Source organism: Lelliottia sp. GFLA7 (genome assembly GCF_056490165.1).
The window spans coordinates 823788-840878 of record NZ_JBWLAQ010000001.1 but is presented as its reverse complement, the minus strand read 5'-3'; the positions used below and the strand labels follow the sequence as shown (position 1 = coordinate 840878).

At 53.0% G+C, this 17091-nt stretch carries 17 protein-coding genes; 9 read left to right on the top strand and 8 right to left on the bottom strand.

Annotated elements, in window-relative coordinates:
- Nucleotides 1–12: 12 nt before the first annotated feature.
- The gene (gene dcuC, locus AC07RN_RS04115) at nt 13–1386 is read right to left on the bottom strand and encodes an anaerobic C4-dicarboxylate transporter DcuC (protein WP_012016553.1); all 1374 of its coding nucleotides are present in this window, start codon (nt 1384–1386) and stop codon (nt 13–15) included.
- A 341-nt stretch (nt 1387–1727) separates the two neighbouring features.
- Here dcuC and AC07RN_RS04110 point away from each other — a divergent pair, with 341 nt between their 5' ends.
- The 7 genes from AC07RN_RS04110 (at nt 1728) to cspE (ending at nt 9218) form a co-directional block, all read left to right on the top strand.
- Nucleotides 1728–2129: a hypothetical protein gene (locus AC07RN_RS04110; protein ID WP_478335630.1), complete on the top strand. Its 402-nt coding sequence runs from the start codon at nt 1728–1730 to the stop codon at nt 2127–2129.
- A gap of 56 nt (nt 2130–2185) precedes the next feature.
- Nucleotides 2186–2497 carry a copper-binding protein gene (locus AC07RN_RS04105; RefSeq protein WP_235135075.1) on the top strand — a complete coding sequence of 104 codons (312 nt, stop codon included), beginning with the start codon at nt 2186–2188 and terminating at the stop codon, nt 2495–2497.
- A gap of 11 nt (nt 2498–2508) precedes the next feature.
- Entirely contained in the window at nt 2509–3765 is a 1257-nt protein-coding gene (locus tag AC07RN_RS04100) for a TolC family protein (RefSeq protein ID WP_478335629.1), read from the top strand.
- The gene (locus AC07RN_RS04095; protein WP_478335628.1) at nt 3762–4967 is read left to right on the top strand and encodes an efflux RND transporter periplasmic adaptor subunit; all 1206 of its coding nucleotides are present in this window, start codon (nt 3762–3764) and stop codon (nt 4965–4967) included. Before AC07RN_RS04100 ends, AC07RN_RS04095 begins: the two co-directional genes overlap by 4 nt.
- Nucleotides 4964–8080 (top strand): efflux RND transporter permease subunit, encoded by a 3117-nt coding sequence (locus AC07RN_RS04090; RefSeq protein WP_478335627.1) that lies wholly within the window; start codon nt 4964–4966, stop codon nt 8078–8080. The genes AC07RN_RS04095 and AC07RN_RS04090 overlap by 4 nt, the downstream gene beginning before the upstream one ends.
- A gap of 161 nt (nt 8081–8241) precedes the next feature.
- Nucleotides 8242–8817, top strand: coding sequence for a lipid IV(A) palmitoyltransferase PagP (gene pagP / locus AC07RN_RS04085; protein WP_478335626.1), 576 nt, complete (start codon nt 8242–8244; stop codon nt 8815–8817).
- Nucleotides 8818–9008: 191 nt separating this feature from the next.
- Nucleotides 9009–9218 carry a transcription antiterminator/RNA stability regulator CspE gene (cspE, locus tag AC07RN_RS04080; RefSeq protein WP_000034826.1) on the top strand — a complete coding sequence of 70 codons (210 nt, stop codon included), beginning with the start codon at nt 9009–9011 and terminating at the stop codon, nt 9216–9218.
- A 220-nt stretch (nt 9219–9438) separates the two neighbouring features.
- On the opposite strand, the gene crcB is transcribed toward cspE, so the two are convergent.
- Nucleotides 9439–9822 carry a fluoride efflux transporter CrcB gene (gene crcB, locus AC07RN_RS04075; protein ID WP_478335625.1) on the bottom strand — a complete coding sequence of 128 codons (384 nt, stop codon included), beginning with the start codon at nt 9820–9822 and terminating at the stop codon, nt 9439–9441.
- A gap of 66 nt (nt 9823–9888) precedes the next feature.
- Between crcB and AC07RN_RS04070 the strand changes: the two genes are divergently transcribed.
- Both AC07RN_RS04070 and tatE read left to right on the top strand, forming a co-directional pair.
- Nucleotides 9889–10677: a deaminated glutathione amidase gene (locus AC07RN_RS04070; protein ID WP_478335624.1), complete on the top strand. Its 789-nt coding sequence runs from the start codon at nt 9889–9891 to the stop codon at nt 10675–10677.
- A 128-nt stretch (nt 10678–10805) separates the two neighbouring features.
- On the top strand, nt 10806–11009 hold the full coding sequence (gene tatE, locus AC07RN_RS04065) for a twin-arginine translocase subunit TatE (protein ID WP_012016562.1): 204 nt from the start codon (nt 10806–10808) through the stop codon (nt 11007–11009).
- A gap of 81 nt (nt 11010–11090) precedes the next feature.
- Here tatE and lipA read toward each other — a convergent pair whose 3' ends face one another.
- From lipA to rlpA, 6 genes are all read right to left on the bottom strand, one after another.
- The gene (gene lipA / locus AC07RN_RS04060) at nt 11091–12056 is read right to left on the bottom strand and encodes a lipoyl synthase (protein ID WP_012016563.1); all 966 of its coding nucleotides are present in this window, start codon (nt 12054–12056) and stop codon (nt 11091–11093) included.
- A 203-nt stretch (nt 12057–12259) separates the two neighbouring features.
- Nucleotides 12260–13213: a YbeF family transcriptional regulator gene (locus AC07RN_RS04055; protein ID WP_012016564.1), complete on the bottom strand. Its 954-nt coding sequence runs from the start codon at nt 13211–13213 to the stop codon at nt 12260–12262.
- A 299-nt stretch (nt 13214–13512) separates the two neighbouring features.
- Complete coding sequence (gene lipB, locus AC07RN_RS04050; protein ID WP_478335623.1) at nt 13513–14154, bottom strand: lipoyl(octanoyl) transferase LipB; 642 nt, start codon at nt 14152–14154, stop codon at nt 13513–13515.
- A 94-nt stretch (nt 14155–14248) separates the two neighbouring features.
- Nucleotides 14249–14512, bottom strand: coding sequence for a DUF493 family protein YbeD (gene ybeD / locus AC07RN_RS04045; protein ID WP_012016566.1), 264 nt, complete (start codon nt 14510–14512; stop codon nt 14249–14251).
- 105 nt (nt 14513–14617) lie between these two features.
- A complete protein-coding gene (gene dacA, locus AC07RN_RS04040) occupies nt 14618–15829 on the bottom strand; it encodes a D-alanyl-D-alanine carboxypeptidase DacA (RefSeq protein ID WP_478335622.1) in 1212 nt (403 codons plus the stop codon).
- A 139-nt stretch (nt 15830–15968) separates the two neighbouring features.
- Nucleotides 15969–17078, bottom strand: coding sequence for an endolytic peptidoglycan transglycosylase RlpA (gene rlpA / locus AC07RN_RS04035; RefSeq protein WP_235135083.1), 1110 nt, complete (start codon nt 17076–17078; stop codon nt 15969–15971).
- Nucleotides 17079–17091: the final 13 nt, after the last annotated feature.

The window sequence follows — 17091 nt, the reverse complement described above, 5'->3', positions numbered from 1 at the left end:
GAACTGTGACGCTTAGCCTGCGATCGTGGCGGGAACCAGAATTTCGGTCGCGACAATCACAATCACCAGCCCCACAAGAACAGGGACGGAGGTGCGTTTCACGACTTCGAATGGGGAGATTTTCGCCATTCCCGCAACCGCCACCACCACGCCTGAAACCGGCGAAATAGTACGGCCCAGGTTAGATGCCTGCAGCATTGGGATAGAAAGGTACGCCGGGTTGATGCCGGAAGAGTGCGCCAGTTTTGGAATCATCTCCACGAACGCATAGAACGGTGCGTTACCGGACCCGGTGGTCATCGCCGCCAGCATGGTGAGGATCACCAACACCAGCATTAAAATGATGCTTGCGGAACCGAACGAGGTGGCGATAGAGATCAGGCTCTGAATAAAGCCGATGGTGCTCAGACCTTGGGCAAATACGCCCGCCGCAACCAGCAGCATCACCACGCTTGCAAAGGCATCCGCCATGCCGCGATACGCCACTTCCAGACCGGAATAGACCTTTTGCGTGTTAAACCCGCGCACGAATTCCAGTACCGCGGCCAGCAACATGCAGATCACCAGAATGGTGATGATGTGCAGCTGCGGGCCCCATTTGCCGTCAAAAATCAGTACGCCCACGATAGGAGTGAACGGCAGGATGGCGTAAAACGACGGGGCGGTGGTGGTGATTTCGCTGACATCCAGCATCTCGTGGCTGATGTTTTCTTTTTTATCGAGATACTTCTGCCAGAAATAGTGAGCAACCGCCATGCCGATAATCGCGGCAATGGAGATCGGCAGCGTGGTTTTAAAGGCGAAATCAATCAGCGGCATTTCCGCGGCTTTAGCGGCGAGGACCACGTCACCTGAGGTTGGGGAGAGGATAATGGCAGCGGGGGAGGCACAAATGGCCGCAGCGGCACCACGGCTAATCCCGACGTTCACCATCACCGGGAACAGGGTGGCCATCAGCAATACGCCCAGACCGGTCGCAGACGACACCGCCAGAGACATCAGGCAGGCAACGAAATAAGCGGCAATCATCAGGATGTACGGGGAATTAATATATTGCAGCGGTTTGGAGGCCAGTTTCACCACCATATCGTTGGCGCCAATATGTGTCATATACGCCGCGAAACCACACAGCATCATAATCATCATGCCGAGATCGCCACCGCGGCTCATCAGCAGGATTTTAATATATTCCACAATATCCGTAGCGGAATAACCGGTGCTCTCTGCGCTGGCGGGTAATACTTTATGGCCCATTAGCGCGCTAACAATCAGCAGTATCAAGCCACCGACAAAGAGAACGCCGGTCGCGGAATAGCCTTTAATGATGTAGCGTGCGACGCCAACAATGACGACAACTCCCATGAGGAGTTCGAGAAAGGTAAGCATGGTTTCCCCTGTTAATGCGCTCCCCAGAGAGCACGGAAAATCAAAAAAATGAAGGGTGAGAATGTGCCGAATTAATGGTCAGTCATTGATGACTAAAATCAATAAAACGACTACTAAAGGAGTAATCAGCGATATTTTGCCATTAGTGTGCCATTTATGTCATCACAGTATTGACCGAATCAATCATTAACGTATGTCATCGGATTGATAATATATTGTTGAGGGTATTCGGTGCTTTTGCCGCGCAACGGATTAAGAACGTAAAACTGATTAAAATAACTTTAATTTCTGCGAAAGCTGTTCTTATACTCGCATTCCTTTTATGACCCGACGACGCGAATATGCACGCCAACTGGCCCTATCGCCTGCGATTTCTTAAAAAGCATCTTTTGATGTTTTTATGCGCGTTTGGCTGGCTGGTGATCCAGAGTCAGGTGGCGATTGCTTCGCATGATTGTTCGCTGGATCCGCGCGGTGCAACCGCCACAATCCAGCATATGGACATGACGGCAAAACCGCTTTCCCACGATGTCGTCAGTGCCTCCCCACTGTGTGAAAAACATTGCGTGCCGGATCAGGTACAAAAAGATCCTGCGCAGCCGCATCTGGTGGCCTTACCCGCCGTCATGACGCTCGCCCTTACCACGCCACAATGCAGCGAAATAGCGCATTCTGTGTGGTCACTCACCCCTCCCGCTGTGGGGCCACCGGCAACGATCCGTTTTTGCCGGTTCCGGGAGTAGAAACCTGTTCATTCGTTGAATTGATTTTTTAATTTACGTTTAACAGGAGTTTTATCATGCGAGCTTTATTTATTTCCGCGCTGATGGGCGCGTTGTTTTCCCTTTCTTCTTTTTCCGTTCAGGCAACCGAACCGTCTGCCGCCGCACAGCGCTGGCAGGGGGAGGGACGCGTTCTGGAAATCTCACCACCCAAAATCATCCTTGAGCATCAGGCCATTCCTGAACTGAAATGGCCTGCGATGACCATGCCTTTCACCCTCGCGAAAACCGCTGAGACGTCCTTAGTGAAGCCCGGCGATCGCGTCACCTTCACGCTTGAGCGGGCGGGCGATGGCTTTCAGATACGCTCTCTGACGCCGCTGCACTAAGCGAGGACATCATGAAAAAAACGACACTGAGCATCTGGCTCGGTGGGGTGCTGCTCGGCGTGTTTTGCTCCGCCGCTCAGGCGGAGCCATGGACGCTGGCGCAAACCCTTTCCGTGGCCCAGCGCTATTCAGCCGAACTTTCCGCCAGCCGTAATGAAGCGCAGGCGCTGGATGCGATGGCGGAATCCGCCACCCAACTTCCCGATCCCAAACTGAAGTTCGGCATCGAAAACGTGCCGGTTCAGGGCAGTAACGACCAGCGCTTTACCCGCGAAGGCATGACCATGCAGCGGATTGGCATCATGCAGAGTTACGTGAGTGCCGAAAAGCGCGAGCGTAAATCGCAGACCTTGCAGGCGCAGGCCCGCGGTGTGGTGGCGAAGTCGGCGACCATCCGCGCCGCGCTTCAGCGAGATACCGCGCAGGCGTGGCTCGATTTAGCGCTTGCTCAGCAGGCGCTAACAATCGCTCATCAACGCGTGAGCGAAACAGAGCGCCAGCAGGGCGTGCAGAAGGCGAGCGTGGCAGCAGGCAGCGCCACACCCGACAGCGTGTTGTCGCTCCAGATGACGCTTAGCGCGATGCGCGACAGCGTGACGCTGGCGAAACGGGATGTGCAACTGGCGCAAAGCCGTCTGTTTCAGTTGACCGGCCAGGCGATAACCGAGGTGCAAGGCCCGTTGCCACGCTATCAGCGGTTACCGGCGGATGAAAAAACGCTGGCCGACGCGATAGTCCGACATCCCGAAGTCGAGGCGGCGCAGCGCGAATCAGAAACGGCGAAAGCCCGCTCGGCGCAGTCGGCCGTTGCAGCGATTCCTGATGTGGACGTGGAAGTGTTCTATTCCCATCGCGCCGAAGGATACGACGATATGGCCGGGGTGATGTTTACGGTCGATCTGCCGCTGTTTCAGTCGCGTCGACAGGATAAAGAGTATGCCGCTGACGTGTCGCGCTCGATGCAGGCGGTGGATCAGTTGACGTTGATTCAACGCGAACATCTGGCGCAGGTGCAGTCTCTGGTGGCGCAGTATCAGGCCGCGCAAACGCTGTGGCTACGCCAGCGCGATGACATTTTACCGTTGCAGTACGCGCGGCTGAATGTACTCGCCGCGCAGTATCGCTCCGGGCAGTCGGCGCTGCCCGCATTGCTTGAGGCGCGTCGCAGCGTGTTGGATACCGAACTGGCCGTAAATCAGACCGAGCGCGAAATGGCGCGTACCTGGGCCGCGATTCAATGGCTGAGCCCACAGGAAATCACACAATGAAAACAACAACATTAACCGCTGTGGCGCTCGCCGTACTGCTGGCTGCTGGCGGGGGATATTTCCTTGGACAGCGCCAGTCGCATGCCACACCTGAAGTTGTGAAAACGGCGGAGCGCAACGTGCTCTACTGGTACGACCCGATGATGCCCGGACAGCGTTTTGATAAGCCGGGCAAATCACCGTTTATGGACATGGAATTGGTGGCGCGTTATGCCGACGAAGAGAAAGCAGCGACGGGCGTAGGAGTGAGCGCTCAACAGCAGCAAAACCTCGGGATGAAGACCGCCAAAGTGCAGATGCGTCAGCTTACGCATCCGTTTACGGCATTTGCGACCGTGTCGATCAACGAGCGGATGCTGACCACGATCCCTGCGCCTACCACGGGCGTGATTTCAAAACTGTACGTGCGCGCCGAGCAACAGCAGGTCAAGGCCGGTGAGGCGCTGGCAGAGATCTGGGTCCCGCAGTGGACGACCGCGCAGCAGGAATATCTGGCCGTCCGTCAGCTTGGCGATGCGATGTTAACCCGCGCCGCACGCGACAGGCTGGCGCTCCAGTTTATGCCAGAAGAGACGATCCGCGCGCTGGAGCGCAGTGGAAAACCTCAAACCCGATTAACTCTGCGGTCAGAACAAGCGGGGTATGTGGCAAAGCTGAACGTCCGGGAGGGCGCGCAGGTGGCGGCCACTGCACCGGTGTTTGATATGGCTTCGCTGGACAGCGTCTGGCTGGTGGTCGATTACCCGCAAAATCAGGTGCAAGCGCTCACGGTGGGCAGCGAAATGATGGCGACGTCGGAAAGCTTTCCGGGCCAGCGCTTTCACGGCACCGTCAGCGAGCTATTGCCGCAGCTGGATACCGCCACGCGAACCCTCAAGGCACGCGTTGTGATGGACAATCCGCAACACACGCTTAAGCCGGGGATGTTCCTGAACGTCGTTCGTGCAGGGCAAAAAACGGAGGCGTCGGTGCTGGCGGTACCGGAGGAATCGGTGATCAATAGCGGGGCATCGCAGCGTGTGCTGCTGGCAAGCGGCGAAGGCTTTTTCCATCCGGTGAACGTTACTACGGGTGTGAGCGCCGATGGCTGGACGGAGATTCTCACAGGGGTGCAGGCGGGCGACACCGTGGTGACGTCGGGGCAATTCCTGATCGACTCTGAAGCCAGTCTGCGTAGCGCATTGCCGGAGGTGACGAAATGATTGCTGCCGTGATTCGTGCGTCGTTACGTAACCGTCTGCTGGTTATTCTGGCGGCCTGTGTGATGGCGGGCTGGGGCTGGTGGGCGGTGCAACGCGCACCGCTGGATGCGTTGCCCGACCTGTCGGATGTGCAGGTTATCGTCAAAGCCAGTTATCCGGGTAAAGCGCCGCAGGTGATTGAGGATCAGGTGACCTGGCCGCTAACGACGTCAATGCTGTCAGTGCCTGGTGCTAAAACTGTGCGCGGTTTTTCGATGTTTGGCGATGCCTATGTATATGTGCTGTTTGAAGATGGCACCGATCTCTACTGGGCGCGCTCACGGGTGCTGGAGTATTTAAGCCAGGTGCAGTCGCAGTTACCGGCGGGAGTGAAAGCCTCTCTGGGACCGGATGCGACGGGCGTGGGCTGGATCTATGAGTACGCGCTCGTCGCTCGCACGGGTAAGCACAGCCTGGCCGATTTACGCGCACTTCAGGACTGGACGCTCAAGTTTGAGCTGAAAACGGTACCGAATGTGTCGGAAGTGGCGAGCATCGGCGGGATGGTGCGTCAGTATCAAATTGTGGTCGCCCCCGAGAAAATGCGTGCGCTCAATATCACCCACGGGCAGATCGTGAGCGCGTTACAGGCGGCAAACAAGGAGAGCGGCGGCGCGTTGCTGGAGAGCGGCGAAGCGGAATACATGGTGCGTACCACCGGTTATCTGCGCACGCTGGATGATTTCAGGAACGTGGTGATCGCCACGCGCGACGGGATCCCTGTATTGCTAAAAGACGTGGCGACGGTCGGCCTGGGGCCGGAGATCCGTCGGGGTGTGGCGGAGCTTAACGGCGAGGGCGAAGTCGCGGGCGGCGTGGTGGTGATGCGATACGGCCAGAACGCGCTTGAAACGCTTCATGCTGTGAAAGAAAAACTCAGCGCGCTGCAAAAAACGTTGCCAGAAGGGGTTGAGATTGTTCCGGTGTACGACCGATCGAAGCTGATTGAGGAATCGGTCAAAACGCTGACGCACAAACTGCTGGAGGAGTTCGCCGTCGTCGTTCTGGTGTGTGCGCTGTTTCTGTTTCACTTCCGTTCCGCGCTGGTGGCGATTGTTTCGCTGCCGCTGGGGATTTTGGGCGCGTTTGTGGTGATGCACTATCAGGGTATCAACGCCAACATTATGTCGCTGGGCGGGATTGCCATTGCCATCGGGGCGATGGTGGATGCCGCGATCGTGATGATCGAGAACATGCACAAAGTGCTCGAGCAGTGGCGGCACGATCATCCAGACGAAGAACCGGCATCGGCGGACTACTGGCGTCTGGCGGAGCGTGCCGCAGTGGAAGTGGGACCTGCGCTGTTTTGTAGCCTGCTGATCATTACGCTGTCGTTCATTCCGGTATTTTCCCTTGAGGCGCAGGAAGGGCGGATGTTTTCGCCGCTGGCGTTTACCAAAACCTGGGCGATGGCCATGGCGGCAGGGCTGGGCATTACGCTCATTCCGGTGCTGATGGGCTATTTTATTCGCGGTAAAATTCCTGACGAAAAAGCCAATCCGATTAACCGTTTTTTGATTCGGCTTTATGAACCGCTGCTCGATAAAGTTCTGGCGTTTCCCAAAACGACGCTGGCGCTGGCATTGCTGCTTTTACTGGTGACGCTGTGGCCGCTGAGTCGTCTTGGCAGTGAGTTTATGCCCCCGCTGGACGAAGGCGATCTGCTGTATATGCCGTCTACGCTGCCGGGAATTTCGGCGCGCGAAGCCAGCCGTTTGCTGCAACAAACGGATCGGTTAATTAAAAGCGTACCGGAAGTGGCGAGCGTGTTTGGTAAGGCTGGACGGGCGGACACCGCGACCGATCCCGCGCCGCTCACGATGCTGGAAACAACGATCCACTTTATCCCGCGTGAACAATGGCGGTCGGGCATGACGCCCGCGAAATTGGTCGAAGAACTGGATAAAATCGTCTCAATACCCGGTATCGCGAACGTGTGGGTGCCACCGATTCGCAATCGCCTTGATATGCTGGCGACGGGCATCAAAAGCCCGGTGGGGATTAAGGTGAACGGCAGCAATATTGCCGATATCGAACGTGTCGCTGCTCAGATTGAGCAGATTGTGAAACAGGTACCGGGCGTGACGTCTGCGCTGGCCGAGCGGCTGGCGGGTGGGCGCTACGTGGATATCCGTATCGACAGGCAAAAAGCCGCACGGTATGGCGTGTCGGTTGACGAGTTGCAGGGGATGGTCTCCACCTTGGTTGGCGGTGACAATATCGGCGAAGTGCTTCAGGGCCGAGAACGTTACCCCATCAATGTGCGCTACCCCCGCGACGTTCGTGACAGCGTCGAAAAGCTCCGAATGTTACCCGTTATCACCACGAATGGGAGCCAGATTGCACTGGGTGAACTGGCGGATATCGTCGTCACCGAAGGCCCGCCAATGCTGAAAAGTGAGAATGCGCGGCTCTCGAACTGGATTTATGTGGATCTGCGTGGACGAGATTTAAAGTCGGCGGTGACCGAAATGCAACAGCGGGTGGCGGAGACGATCGCGCTTCCACAGGGGGTATCGCTGTCGTGGTCCGGGCAATTTGAATATCTGGAGCGTGCCACAGAGAAATTGAAAATCGTTCTCCCAATAACCTTAATGATTATCTTTATTCTTTTGTGGCTGACCTTTAAACGTATTTCTGATGTCTTATTAATAATGGGGACATTACCTTTTGCGCTTATCGGCGGGGTGTGGTTGCTTTGGCTGCTGGGATATAATCTTTCCGTTGCGGGTGCCGTCGGCTTTATAGCGCTTGCCGGTGTTGCTGCCGAGTTTGGCGTTATTATGGTGCTGTATCTCAATCAGGCGCTTGATAAATATCGTCAGCGAGATCCTGAGGGTGGAAACAGGATGGTAATGCGTGCGATCCATGAAGGAGCAGTCCTGCGCGTGCGGCCAAAAGTGATGACCGTCGCGACGATTATGGCGGGCTTACTGCCGATTATGTGGGGCGGTGGCAGCGGTTCCGAGGTCATGCAGCGCATCGCCGCGCCGATGATAGGGGGAATGGTCACTGCGCCTTTGTTGTCGATGTTAGTTATTCCCGCACTGTATAAATTGTTGCATAAAAGTTAGGTAGCGTAAGCGCCTTGCTTATTTCAAGGCGCATCGTCACGTTCTGTAGGATTATTCCCATTTTGTAACTTAATAATTCGGACTTTCACCGATGTCGTTATGGTTTCATTCAATTAAAGTTTGTTAAAATTCTGCCGAATACTAAAAATGGTAATTGTATTGTGACGGTAAAAAATAATATTTATTTGTTTGTGTTGTTTATTTTTGCACAGCTTACGCTTTCAACATCGGCAGTCGCAGATGAGACGACATCGCAAAAAGGGTGGTTCTCGACGTTCACCGGCAACGTGACTCAGACATGGAATGAGCCAGAGCATTACGATCTGTATGTGCCAGCTATAACGTGGCATGCCCGTTTTGCGTACGACAAAGAGAAAACGGACCGTTACAACGAGCGCCCATGGGGTGCGGGTTTTGGTCAGTCACGTTGGGATGACAAAGGCAACTGGCACGGTTTGTATCTGATGGCGTTTAAAGATTCCTATAACAAATGGGAACCTATCGGCGGCTATGGCTGGGAGAAAACCTGGCGTCCGCTGGCGGATGATAATTTCCATTTGGGTCTGGGGTACACGGCAGGCTTTACGGCGCGTGATAACTGGAAATACATCCCCATTCCGGTGCTGTTACCGCTGGCATCAATCGGCTACGGCCCGGCGACCTTCCAGATGACCTACATTCCTGGAACGTATAACAACGGAAACGTGTACTTCGCCTGGATGCGCTTCCAGTTTTAACTGAAAATTGTCCACAAATTAGTGTAAAAACAGACCTGTTTTGCGTGGGTTAAGGACAAACTGCCAGTCGATAAAATTAACGCGACTTTTGTCACTTTTTAACAAAGAACCTCTGGACAAAATGCGCCACAATTGTTGTACTGATACCCGACACAGCATTTGTGTCCATTTTTCATGCAAAGGTAATTTTGATGTCTAAGATTAAAGGTAACGTTAAGTGGTTTAATGAGTCCAAAGGATTCGGTTTCATTACTCCGGAAGATGGCAGCAAAGATGTGTTCGTTCACTTCTCTGCAATCCAGACTAATGGTTTCAAAACCCTGGCTGAAGGCCAGCGCGTTGAGTTCGAAATCACTAACGGTGCCAAAGGTCCTTCTGCTGCTAACGTAACTGCTCTGTAATTCAGACAGGTCAGCAAGAACTTCAAAACCCGCTCAATGAGCGGGTTTTTTTTGGCGTATCATCAGCTAAATAAATATAATCTTAGAAAACTGGCGACGATCAACACGCTCAGTAATACCATTCCCGCGCTCATCAAATTTTCTTTCATGCCATCACCCTCAATCAATATTGCGACAAGAGTGACAGAGAAAAATTAAGCCAACATTAACGCTGTTGTGTTTAGTGCGCGCTTGCGGCGGAAAATAACCAAAATGCGAGCGCCGTCATCGCAAACGAACCCAGCATATTGACGGCAATGTTTGCCAGTGCCCAGTTTATGCGACCATCCTGCAACAAAAAGACCACTTCGGCAGAGAAGGTTGAAAAGGTCGTCAGGCCGCCACAGAATCCGGTGGTGATCAGCAGTTTCCACATCGGGTCGATATGGGTCATTCGATTAAACCAGGCCAGCCCCATTCCAATGATAAAAGCGCCTATCAGGTTTGCCGTAAGCGTCCCCAATGGAATGGCCTGATGCATAGGGTTAAAGCGCATGCTGAGAAACCATCGCGCTACGCTACCTGTCCCACCACCAATAAAAACCGCTAAAAAGAGTTGTAACACGGTCAGTTCCTGCTATTTGATGTAGTAAGGGGCCAAGTGTAGCGCTAATTTACGTAGGGGATAAATATGATTGTTGCAGTTGGGCAGTTCGCCGTAACGGCAGACTGGCATGAAAATGCGCGTCTCTGTATCGCATTGATGGCGCAGTCTGCAAGACAGGACGCTGCATTGCTGGTGCTGCCTGAAGCGCTTTTGGCGCGTGATGATAACGATCCTGATCTCTCCGTTAAGTCTGCGCAGCGGCTGGACGGCGGTTTTTTGACGCTGTTACTGGCAGAGAGCAAAAGTAACAGACTCACCACGATTTTAACGGTCCACGTTCCGACGACTCAGGGCAGAGCCGAAAACACGCTTGTCGTTTTGCGTGAAGGGAAAATCATTGCGCACTATGCAAAACTCCATCTCTACGATGCGTTCAATATTCAGGAATCCCGACTGGTTGACCCAGGGAATCAGATTCCGCCGCTGATTGATATCGACGGCATCCGTTTTGGATTGATGACTTGCTACGATTTACGTTTCCCGGAGATGGCACTGAACCTTGCCCTGGCAGGGGCTGATGTATTGGTTCTGCCTGCGGCATGGGTGAAAGGCCCGCTTAAAGAGCATCATTGGGCAACATTGCTCACTGCACGGGCGCTGGATACAACCTGCTATGTGGTGGCGTCTGGAGAGTGCGGCAATAAAAATATCGGGCAAAGCCGTGTGGTTGATCCGCTCGGGGTGACTATCGCGGCGGCAGGCGAGGCACCCGCGCTTCTGATGGCGGAGATTGATCGCGAGCGAATCGCACTCGCGCGTCGACAATTACCGGTGCTACGCAACAGACGGTTTGCGCCACCGCAATTATTATGACGTTTTTTTCATCAGTGCTTGATTCACCTTGTTACAGATTGCTATTGTGTCCGCGCGTCGAATGTCCGTTAATTAGATCAGGTTTTTTGGCGCAGTATGCAGCCTGTTTTCAGTGAAAGAAGGTATCTATGGGTGAGATTAGTATTACCAAACTGCTGGTGGTCGCGGCGCTGGTTGTTCTGCTGTTTGGTACCAAGAAGTTACGTACGCTGGGCGGAGACCTGGGTACGGCCATTAAAGGCTTCAAAAAAGCGATGAACGATGACGACGCTAATGCGAAGAAAACCGCAGATGGCGACGTTACGGCGGAAAAGCTCTCGCACAAAGAGTAATGGCAAAATCTTTCCAGGCATTCGGAAAGAAAAAAACCGGCTTATAAGCCGGTTTTTTTATGGGTGAAGTGTAATAACTTGTTACTTCACTTCTTCGCCTTTCGCCTGCATATCAGCATGGTAAGACGAGCGAACAAACGGGCCGCAGGCTGCGTGGGTAAAGCCCATCGCCATCGCTTCGGCTTTCATCTCATCAAACTCATCAGGGCTAACATAACGCTGAACCGGCAAGTGGTGGCGGCTTGGCTGCAGATATTGGCCCAGGGTCAGCATGGTTACGCCATGGCGACGCAGGTCGCGCATTACTTCGATAATTTCAGCGTTGGTTTCGCCCAAGCCGACCATCAGACCTGATTTAGTCGGAATATGCGGATGTGCTTCTTTAAAGCGCTCCAGCAGCTTCAGGGACCAGTTGTAGTCAGCGCCTGGTCGTACCTGACGATAAACACGTGGAACGTTTTCCAGGTTGTGGTTAAACACATCTGGTGGCGTCGCGGTGAGAATCTCCAGCGCACGATCCATACGACCACGGAAATCAGGGACCAACGTTTCAATCTTGATGCTTGGGCTTTTCTCGCGGATGGCACTGATACAATCTGCAAAGTGCTGCGCGCCACCATCACGGAGATCGTCACGGTCAACGGAGGTAATCACCACGTAGCGAAGCGCCATGTCAGCAATGGTCTGAGCCAGCTTCAGCGGTTCGTTGGCGTCGGGCGCGACTGGACGACCATGCGCCACATCGCAGAACGGGCAGCGACGGGTGCAGATAGCTCCCAGGATCATGAAGGTGGCGGTACCGTGGTTGAAACATTCCGCAAGGTTAGGGCAAGACGCTTCTTCACATACAGAATGAAGGCCATTCTTACGCATCGCCGCTTTGATACCCTGAATGCGTGAAGAGTCAGCCGGAAGTTTGATTTTCATCCATTCCGGTTTTCTTAACAGCGCTTCGCGCTCCGTAACCACGTTTTTAACCGGGATAAGGGCCATTTTATCGGCGTCGCGGTACTTAACACCGCGTTCCATCACAATGGGTTTACTCATAGCGTGCGTGTTCCAGTTGCGAAATCGAGGGAAAGCGTTTCAATTCAAGGGAATGTTGTATTTATCAACTATTTTTGAACGAACGACAGGCAGTATATCATTGATACGGACGATAAAGCAGCCTGTGAGGTCGCCAAATTGTAAAATAGTTGTTGTTTTGTGCCTTTGCCCCTATTGGGGCAGGCCGTGTGTTGGGCGGATCCTCAAAAAGCCTGGCGGACAATGTTGATAACATTTTCCAGCACCGGATCGCGAAGACTGAGCTTGTTGTAATGCAGTGAGATCTCGATAGATTCTGCATTTAGAGGCGCGAAAGGAATTTGCTCGAGCGGCCAACAGTGGCGCAGCAGATTGTACAGTCGCGCAGGCATGATGGTGATCAAATCGCTGCTGCCAATCAGCGCGGCAATCGTGAACATATTGTAACTGCTAAAGCTAATCTGGCGATCCGGGAACAGATCGTTAATACGCTGGCGAAGATGGTTTAGGTTATGCCCATCATTCATGAATAAAGCGTATTCATAGTCGCGCAAATTTTCCATGGTCGCGGTCTGGCTTAGCGCAGGATGATTTTTGCGGCAAACCAGCAGCAATCCATCGGCATAAAGGACACTGTGAGCCAGGGCGCGAGAGCCGAAAGAGTTGCTGTCGATGATCAGGTCTGTCTGAAACTGAGCAAGCTGCGTTTCGGTGTCATTAACCTGAATATTTCGCAGCAATAATTGCGGCGCTTCACGTTTGACTGCCTGATAAATCGTGGGCAAGACCAGCGCACCTACCGAAGGGGAGGTGCCAATGGTAATGGTCCGTTGCTTATCATAACTTCCGGTCAGATCCAGCGCGCCGAGAATCGACTCTAGCCCCTGGCTAATGTACTCATGCAGGTGAGTGGCATACGCAGTGGGTGTGACTCCCTGACCTTTACGTATAAAAAGAGGATCAGGAAAAATGGCACGCAATTTTTGAATGGACTGACTAATTGCCGACGGGGTGAGATTAAGAATTTTCGCAGCATTAACGATACCCTTATGGACATATACTGCCTCAAAGATCGTTAATAAATTGAGGTCAATATTGCGTAAAGTCCGAAAAACTTGCGGCTTGTCTTGTCCGCCGGGATCAATCAGTCGTTTAGCTGGTAAATTATTATAATCCACGCTGTCACTCCGTATTCATTCACAATATGAATGATAGTTGAATTTATATATTATGCTTGTAGTGATTTTTAAAGTGTTTTGCGGATTTCACTTGTTTATCAAAATCAATCAGTTGAAAAATTACCGATCAAATGATGACCATTTATTCAGTAAATATTCATTTACTGAATAAAGAATGATGAAATTAGTTCCACTCGCTCAAGCGCTTCGAAAATATAGAATCTGCGGATTATTGTAAAGCTGAAAAGCGGCAAATACGCGATGGCCGGCTAAATAAAGAGGCCATCATGTATTATATATTAAGCGGGAATATATTCGTGCGGGGGATTGTTTAGCAGCGCTAAAAGTTTACTCACCAGGAGGGGGCCAATAATACCCGGTGTGACGTTTTCTACCCACTGACGCATTTGGGTCATTTCCATTCCTGCATAACCGCAAGGATTGATGCGCAGGAAGGGGGATAGATCCATGTTGATATTGAGCGCAAGCCCATGAAATGAGCACCCTTTTCTGATTCGCAAACCTAACGAGCAGATCTTCATCTCACCGACATACACCCCCGGCGCATCAGCACGCGGATGAGCGTCAATACCGTACTCAGCCAGGGTATCAACCACGGTTTGTTCGAGCAAAGTGACCAATTCGCGGACACCCAGCTTACGACGCTTCAGATTCAGGAGAACGTACATGACCTGCTGACCAGGTCCGTGATAGGTCACTTGCCCGCCGCGGTCACTTTGGATAACAGGAATGTCACCTGGAACTAATACGTGCTCTGCTTTTCCAGCCTGGCCTTGAGTGAAAACGGGATGATGTTCTACCAGCCAGATTTCGTCAGGCGTGTGGTCATCGCGAGAATCGGTGAAATCATGCATGGCCTGAGAGACAGGCTCATAGGGTTGCAGCCCGAGATGGCGGACAAGAATTTTATCCTGATACAAAACAGCAACTCCGGGGATATGGCGACAAAAGGGTGTGGGGAGTATATCACAGAGGCTAAAGTGGGTTACCCGGCAAAGCGGGTAACCACGGGGATTACAGCACCATACGTACGATGTCGATATTACCAAGCTCTTCGTACAGCGTCTCAACCTGCTCAATATGCGTGGCAGTAATGGTAATTGAGACGGAATGGTAGTTGCCTTTGCTGCTCGGTTTTACCGTCGGAGAGTAGTCACCTGGCGCATGGCGCTGTACCACTTCAACCACTTGGTCAACCAGCTCCGGCAATGCCTGACCCATTACTTTGTAAGTAAATGAGGTTGGGAATTCAAGCAGTTCGTTAAGTTTGGTTTTCATGTCAGCTCCGGCAGTACATCAAAAATAATAACTCCCACAACGGGTGGGAGTTATCTGGATACCTAGTATATGGGGATGGAAATCACACTTTCAAGTGTTCAATTATTAACCAAACCAGTGATGGAACATCAATTTAATGTAATCAATGATTTTGCTGAAGAAATTGCCTTCAGGAATTTCGTCAAGAACAACCAGAGGGCGCTGATCGATGGTTTTTCCATCCAACTGGAAGTTGATAGTACCAACAACCTGGTTTTTCTTCAGTGGTGCGTGGAGTTCACTGGTGTTGAGCACGTAGCTAGCTTTCAGGTCTTTCATACGGCCACGAGGTATTGTCAGGTACAGATCTTTATCAACACCCAGCGACGCGCGGTCGTTGTCGCCAAACCACACTGGCTCAGAGGCAAACTCTTTACCGGCTTTCAGTGGGTTCACGGTTTCGAAGAAACGGAAGCCCCAGGTCAGAAGTTTTTTACTTTCGGTTTCACGGCCTTTAAAGGTGCGCCCCCCCATCACGGCGGAGATCAAACGCATCTGACCTTCCGTTGCGGACGCCACCAGGTTGTAACCGGCTTTATCCGTATGGCCTGTTTTGATGCCGTCAACCTTCAGGCTGTTATCCCACAGTAAGCCGTTGCGGTTGGTCTGACGGATACCGTTAAAGGTAAATTCTTTTTCTTTATAGATGGTGTATTCGTTGGGAACGTCGCGGATAAGTGCCTGACCAATCAGCGCCATGTCACGTGCAGAACTGTACTGACCTTCAGCATCAAGGCCGTGAACGGTCTGGAAGTGGCTGTTTTTCAGACCCAGCGCGGAAACGTAGCTGTTCATCAAGCCCACGAACGCATCCTGGCTGCCCGCCGCAAAATCGGCCATCGCAACACAGGCATCGTTACCTGATTGCAGGTTGATACCCCGGATCAGCTGCGATACGGGAACCTGCATGCCTGGTTTCAGGAACATTAGGGAAGAGCCTTTGAACACCGGGTTACCGGTAGCCCATGCATCGTTACCCACGGTAACCAGATCAGTCTCTTTGAACTTGCCCGCTTTCATGGCCTGACCGATGACATAGCTGGTCATCATCTTGGTGAGGCTAGCCGGGTCACGGCGTGAATCCGCGTTCATTTCAGCCAGCACTTTGCCAGAGTTGTAGTCGATCAGGATATACGATTCCGCGTCAATTTGCGGAACGCCAGGGATCATGGTCTTGATATTCAGGTCATCAGCGTGAGCAACTGACAGCGTTGCTGCGCAAAGGGCCGTGGTCAGCGCCATGCGCTGCAGAAAACGAGCGGAGAAAGTGGTCTTCATGGTCAGAACAACGACATCCGTGATGGAATTAAAAAAAGTGCCTTACTATAGCAAAAGCTATACAGGCAGGCATCCGACTTTCAGCACGAGTTTGTGAACGTTGGTTACACAAGCTGACAATTCGGATACCGCCGATTAATTAGTTTGCAACAGCGATAAACGACTGTAATTGCGCTTCGCTTTGCAGACGTTGCTGTAACGCGCTGGCCTGTGACTTGCTGGCGAATGGTCCCATCTGGATACGCCAGACGGCGCCGTTTTGCACCACACGACCCGGAACGTCGAACTGCTGCGTCAGACGTTGTTGATACTGCTGCGCACGTGCCTGATCGCTCACAGCGCCAACCTGAACCACAAATCCACCTGCGGTAGAGGCTGCGGCTGGGGTAGCCGTATTCTGTGCAGCGACCGGAGCCACAACGGGAGCAGGTTGCGCGGCAGGTGTCGCAACGACGGGTGCTGGCGTGGGTTCACTCCCTTCCAGCACACCAGAAGCGAGCGTGGTCGGTGCGCCCAGGAAACCGCTACTGCTTACAGGAGCGCCAGTCGTATCGTCACTTTTCAGCGTATCGTTGCTGATCTCACGTACGTCGCCCTGAGGCGGCATCGGCTCAGAAGCCGAAGAAGCGCTGCCCATACCCCCGCTTAAATCCGGGCGTGACGGCAGAGCATAAGTCTGTTTCGCGACGGTGGTACACACCGTGCCCGGGCCGGAAAGCGTCCCGTCTTGCGCGACAATAATAGGATCGATGCGCACTTTGGTATTGTTCGAGGTATTAAGACGGTCAGCCGCCGCGCGCGACAGCGAAATCACGCGGTCAGTGCCGTACGGCCCGCGGTCATTAATACGCACCACAATCATGCGACCGTTGGCGAGGTTAGTGACGCGCACGTAGCTTGGGATAGGTAAGGTCGCATGCGCAGCGGTGATTTGCATGGGATCAAACGCTTCACCGGATGCAGTCTGGTTGCTGCCAGGCTCTGCGTCATAAATCGCCGCAAAGCCGGCCTGGCTGAAACGGGACGGATCCTGAACGATTTTATATCGCTTACCGTCGCGCTCGTAATCCTGATTAGCGGTCGCATTCAGCGGCTCGTAAACCGGATCGGCACCGCTGATTTCAACCACCGGAGCGTTACAAACCGCAGGCTGCGGCGGCGCTATGGTCGCCTGCTGTTGACCATCATCACTTGAACAGGCAGCAAGTAAACTTGCTGCGATGCAGACACCCAGCCACTGCTTGCGCATTGCAATCCCCTTA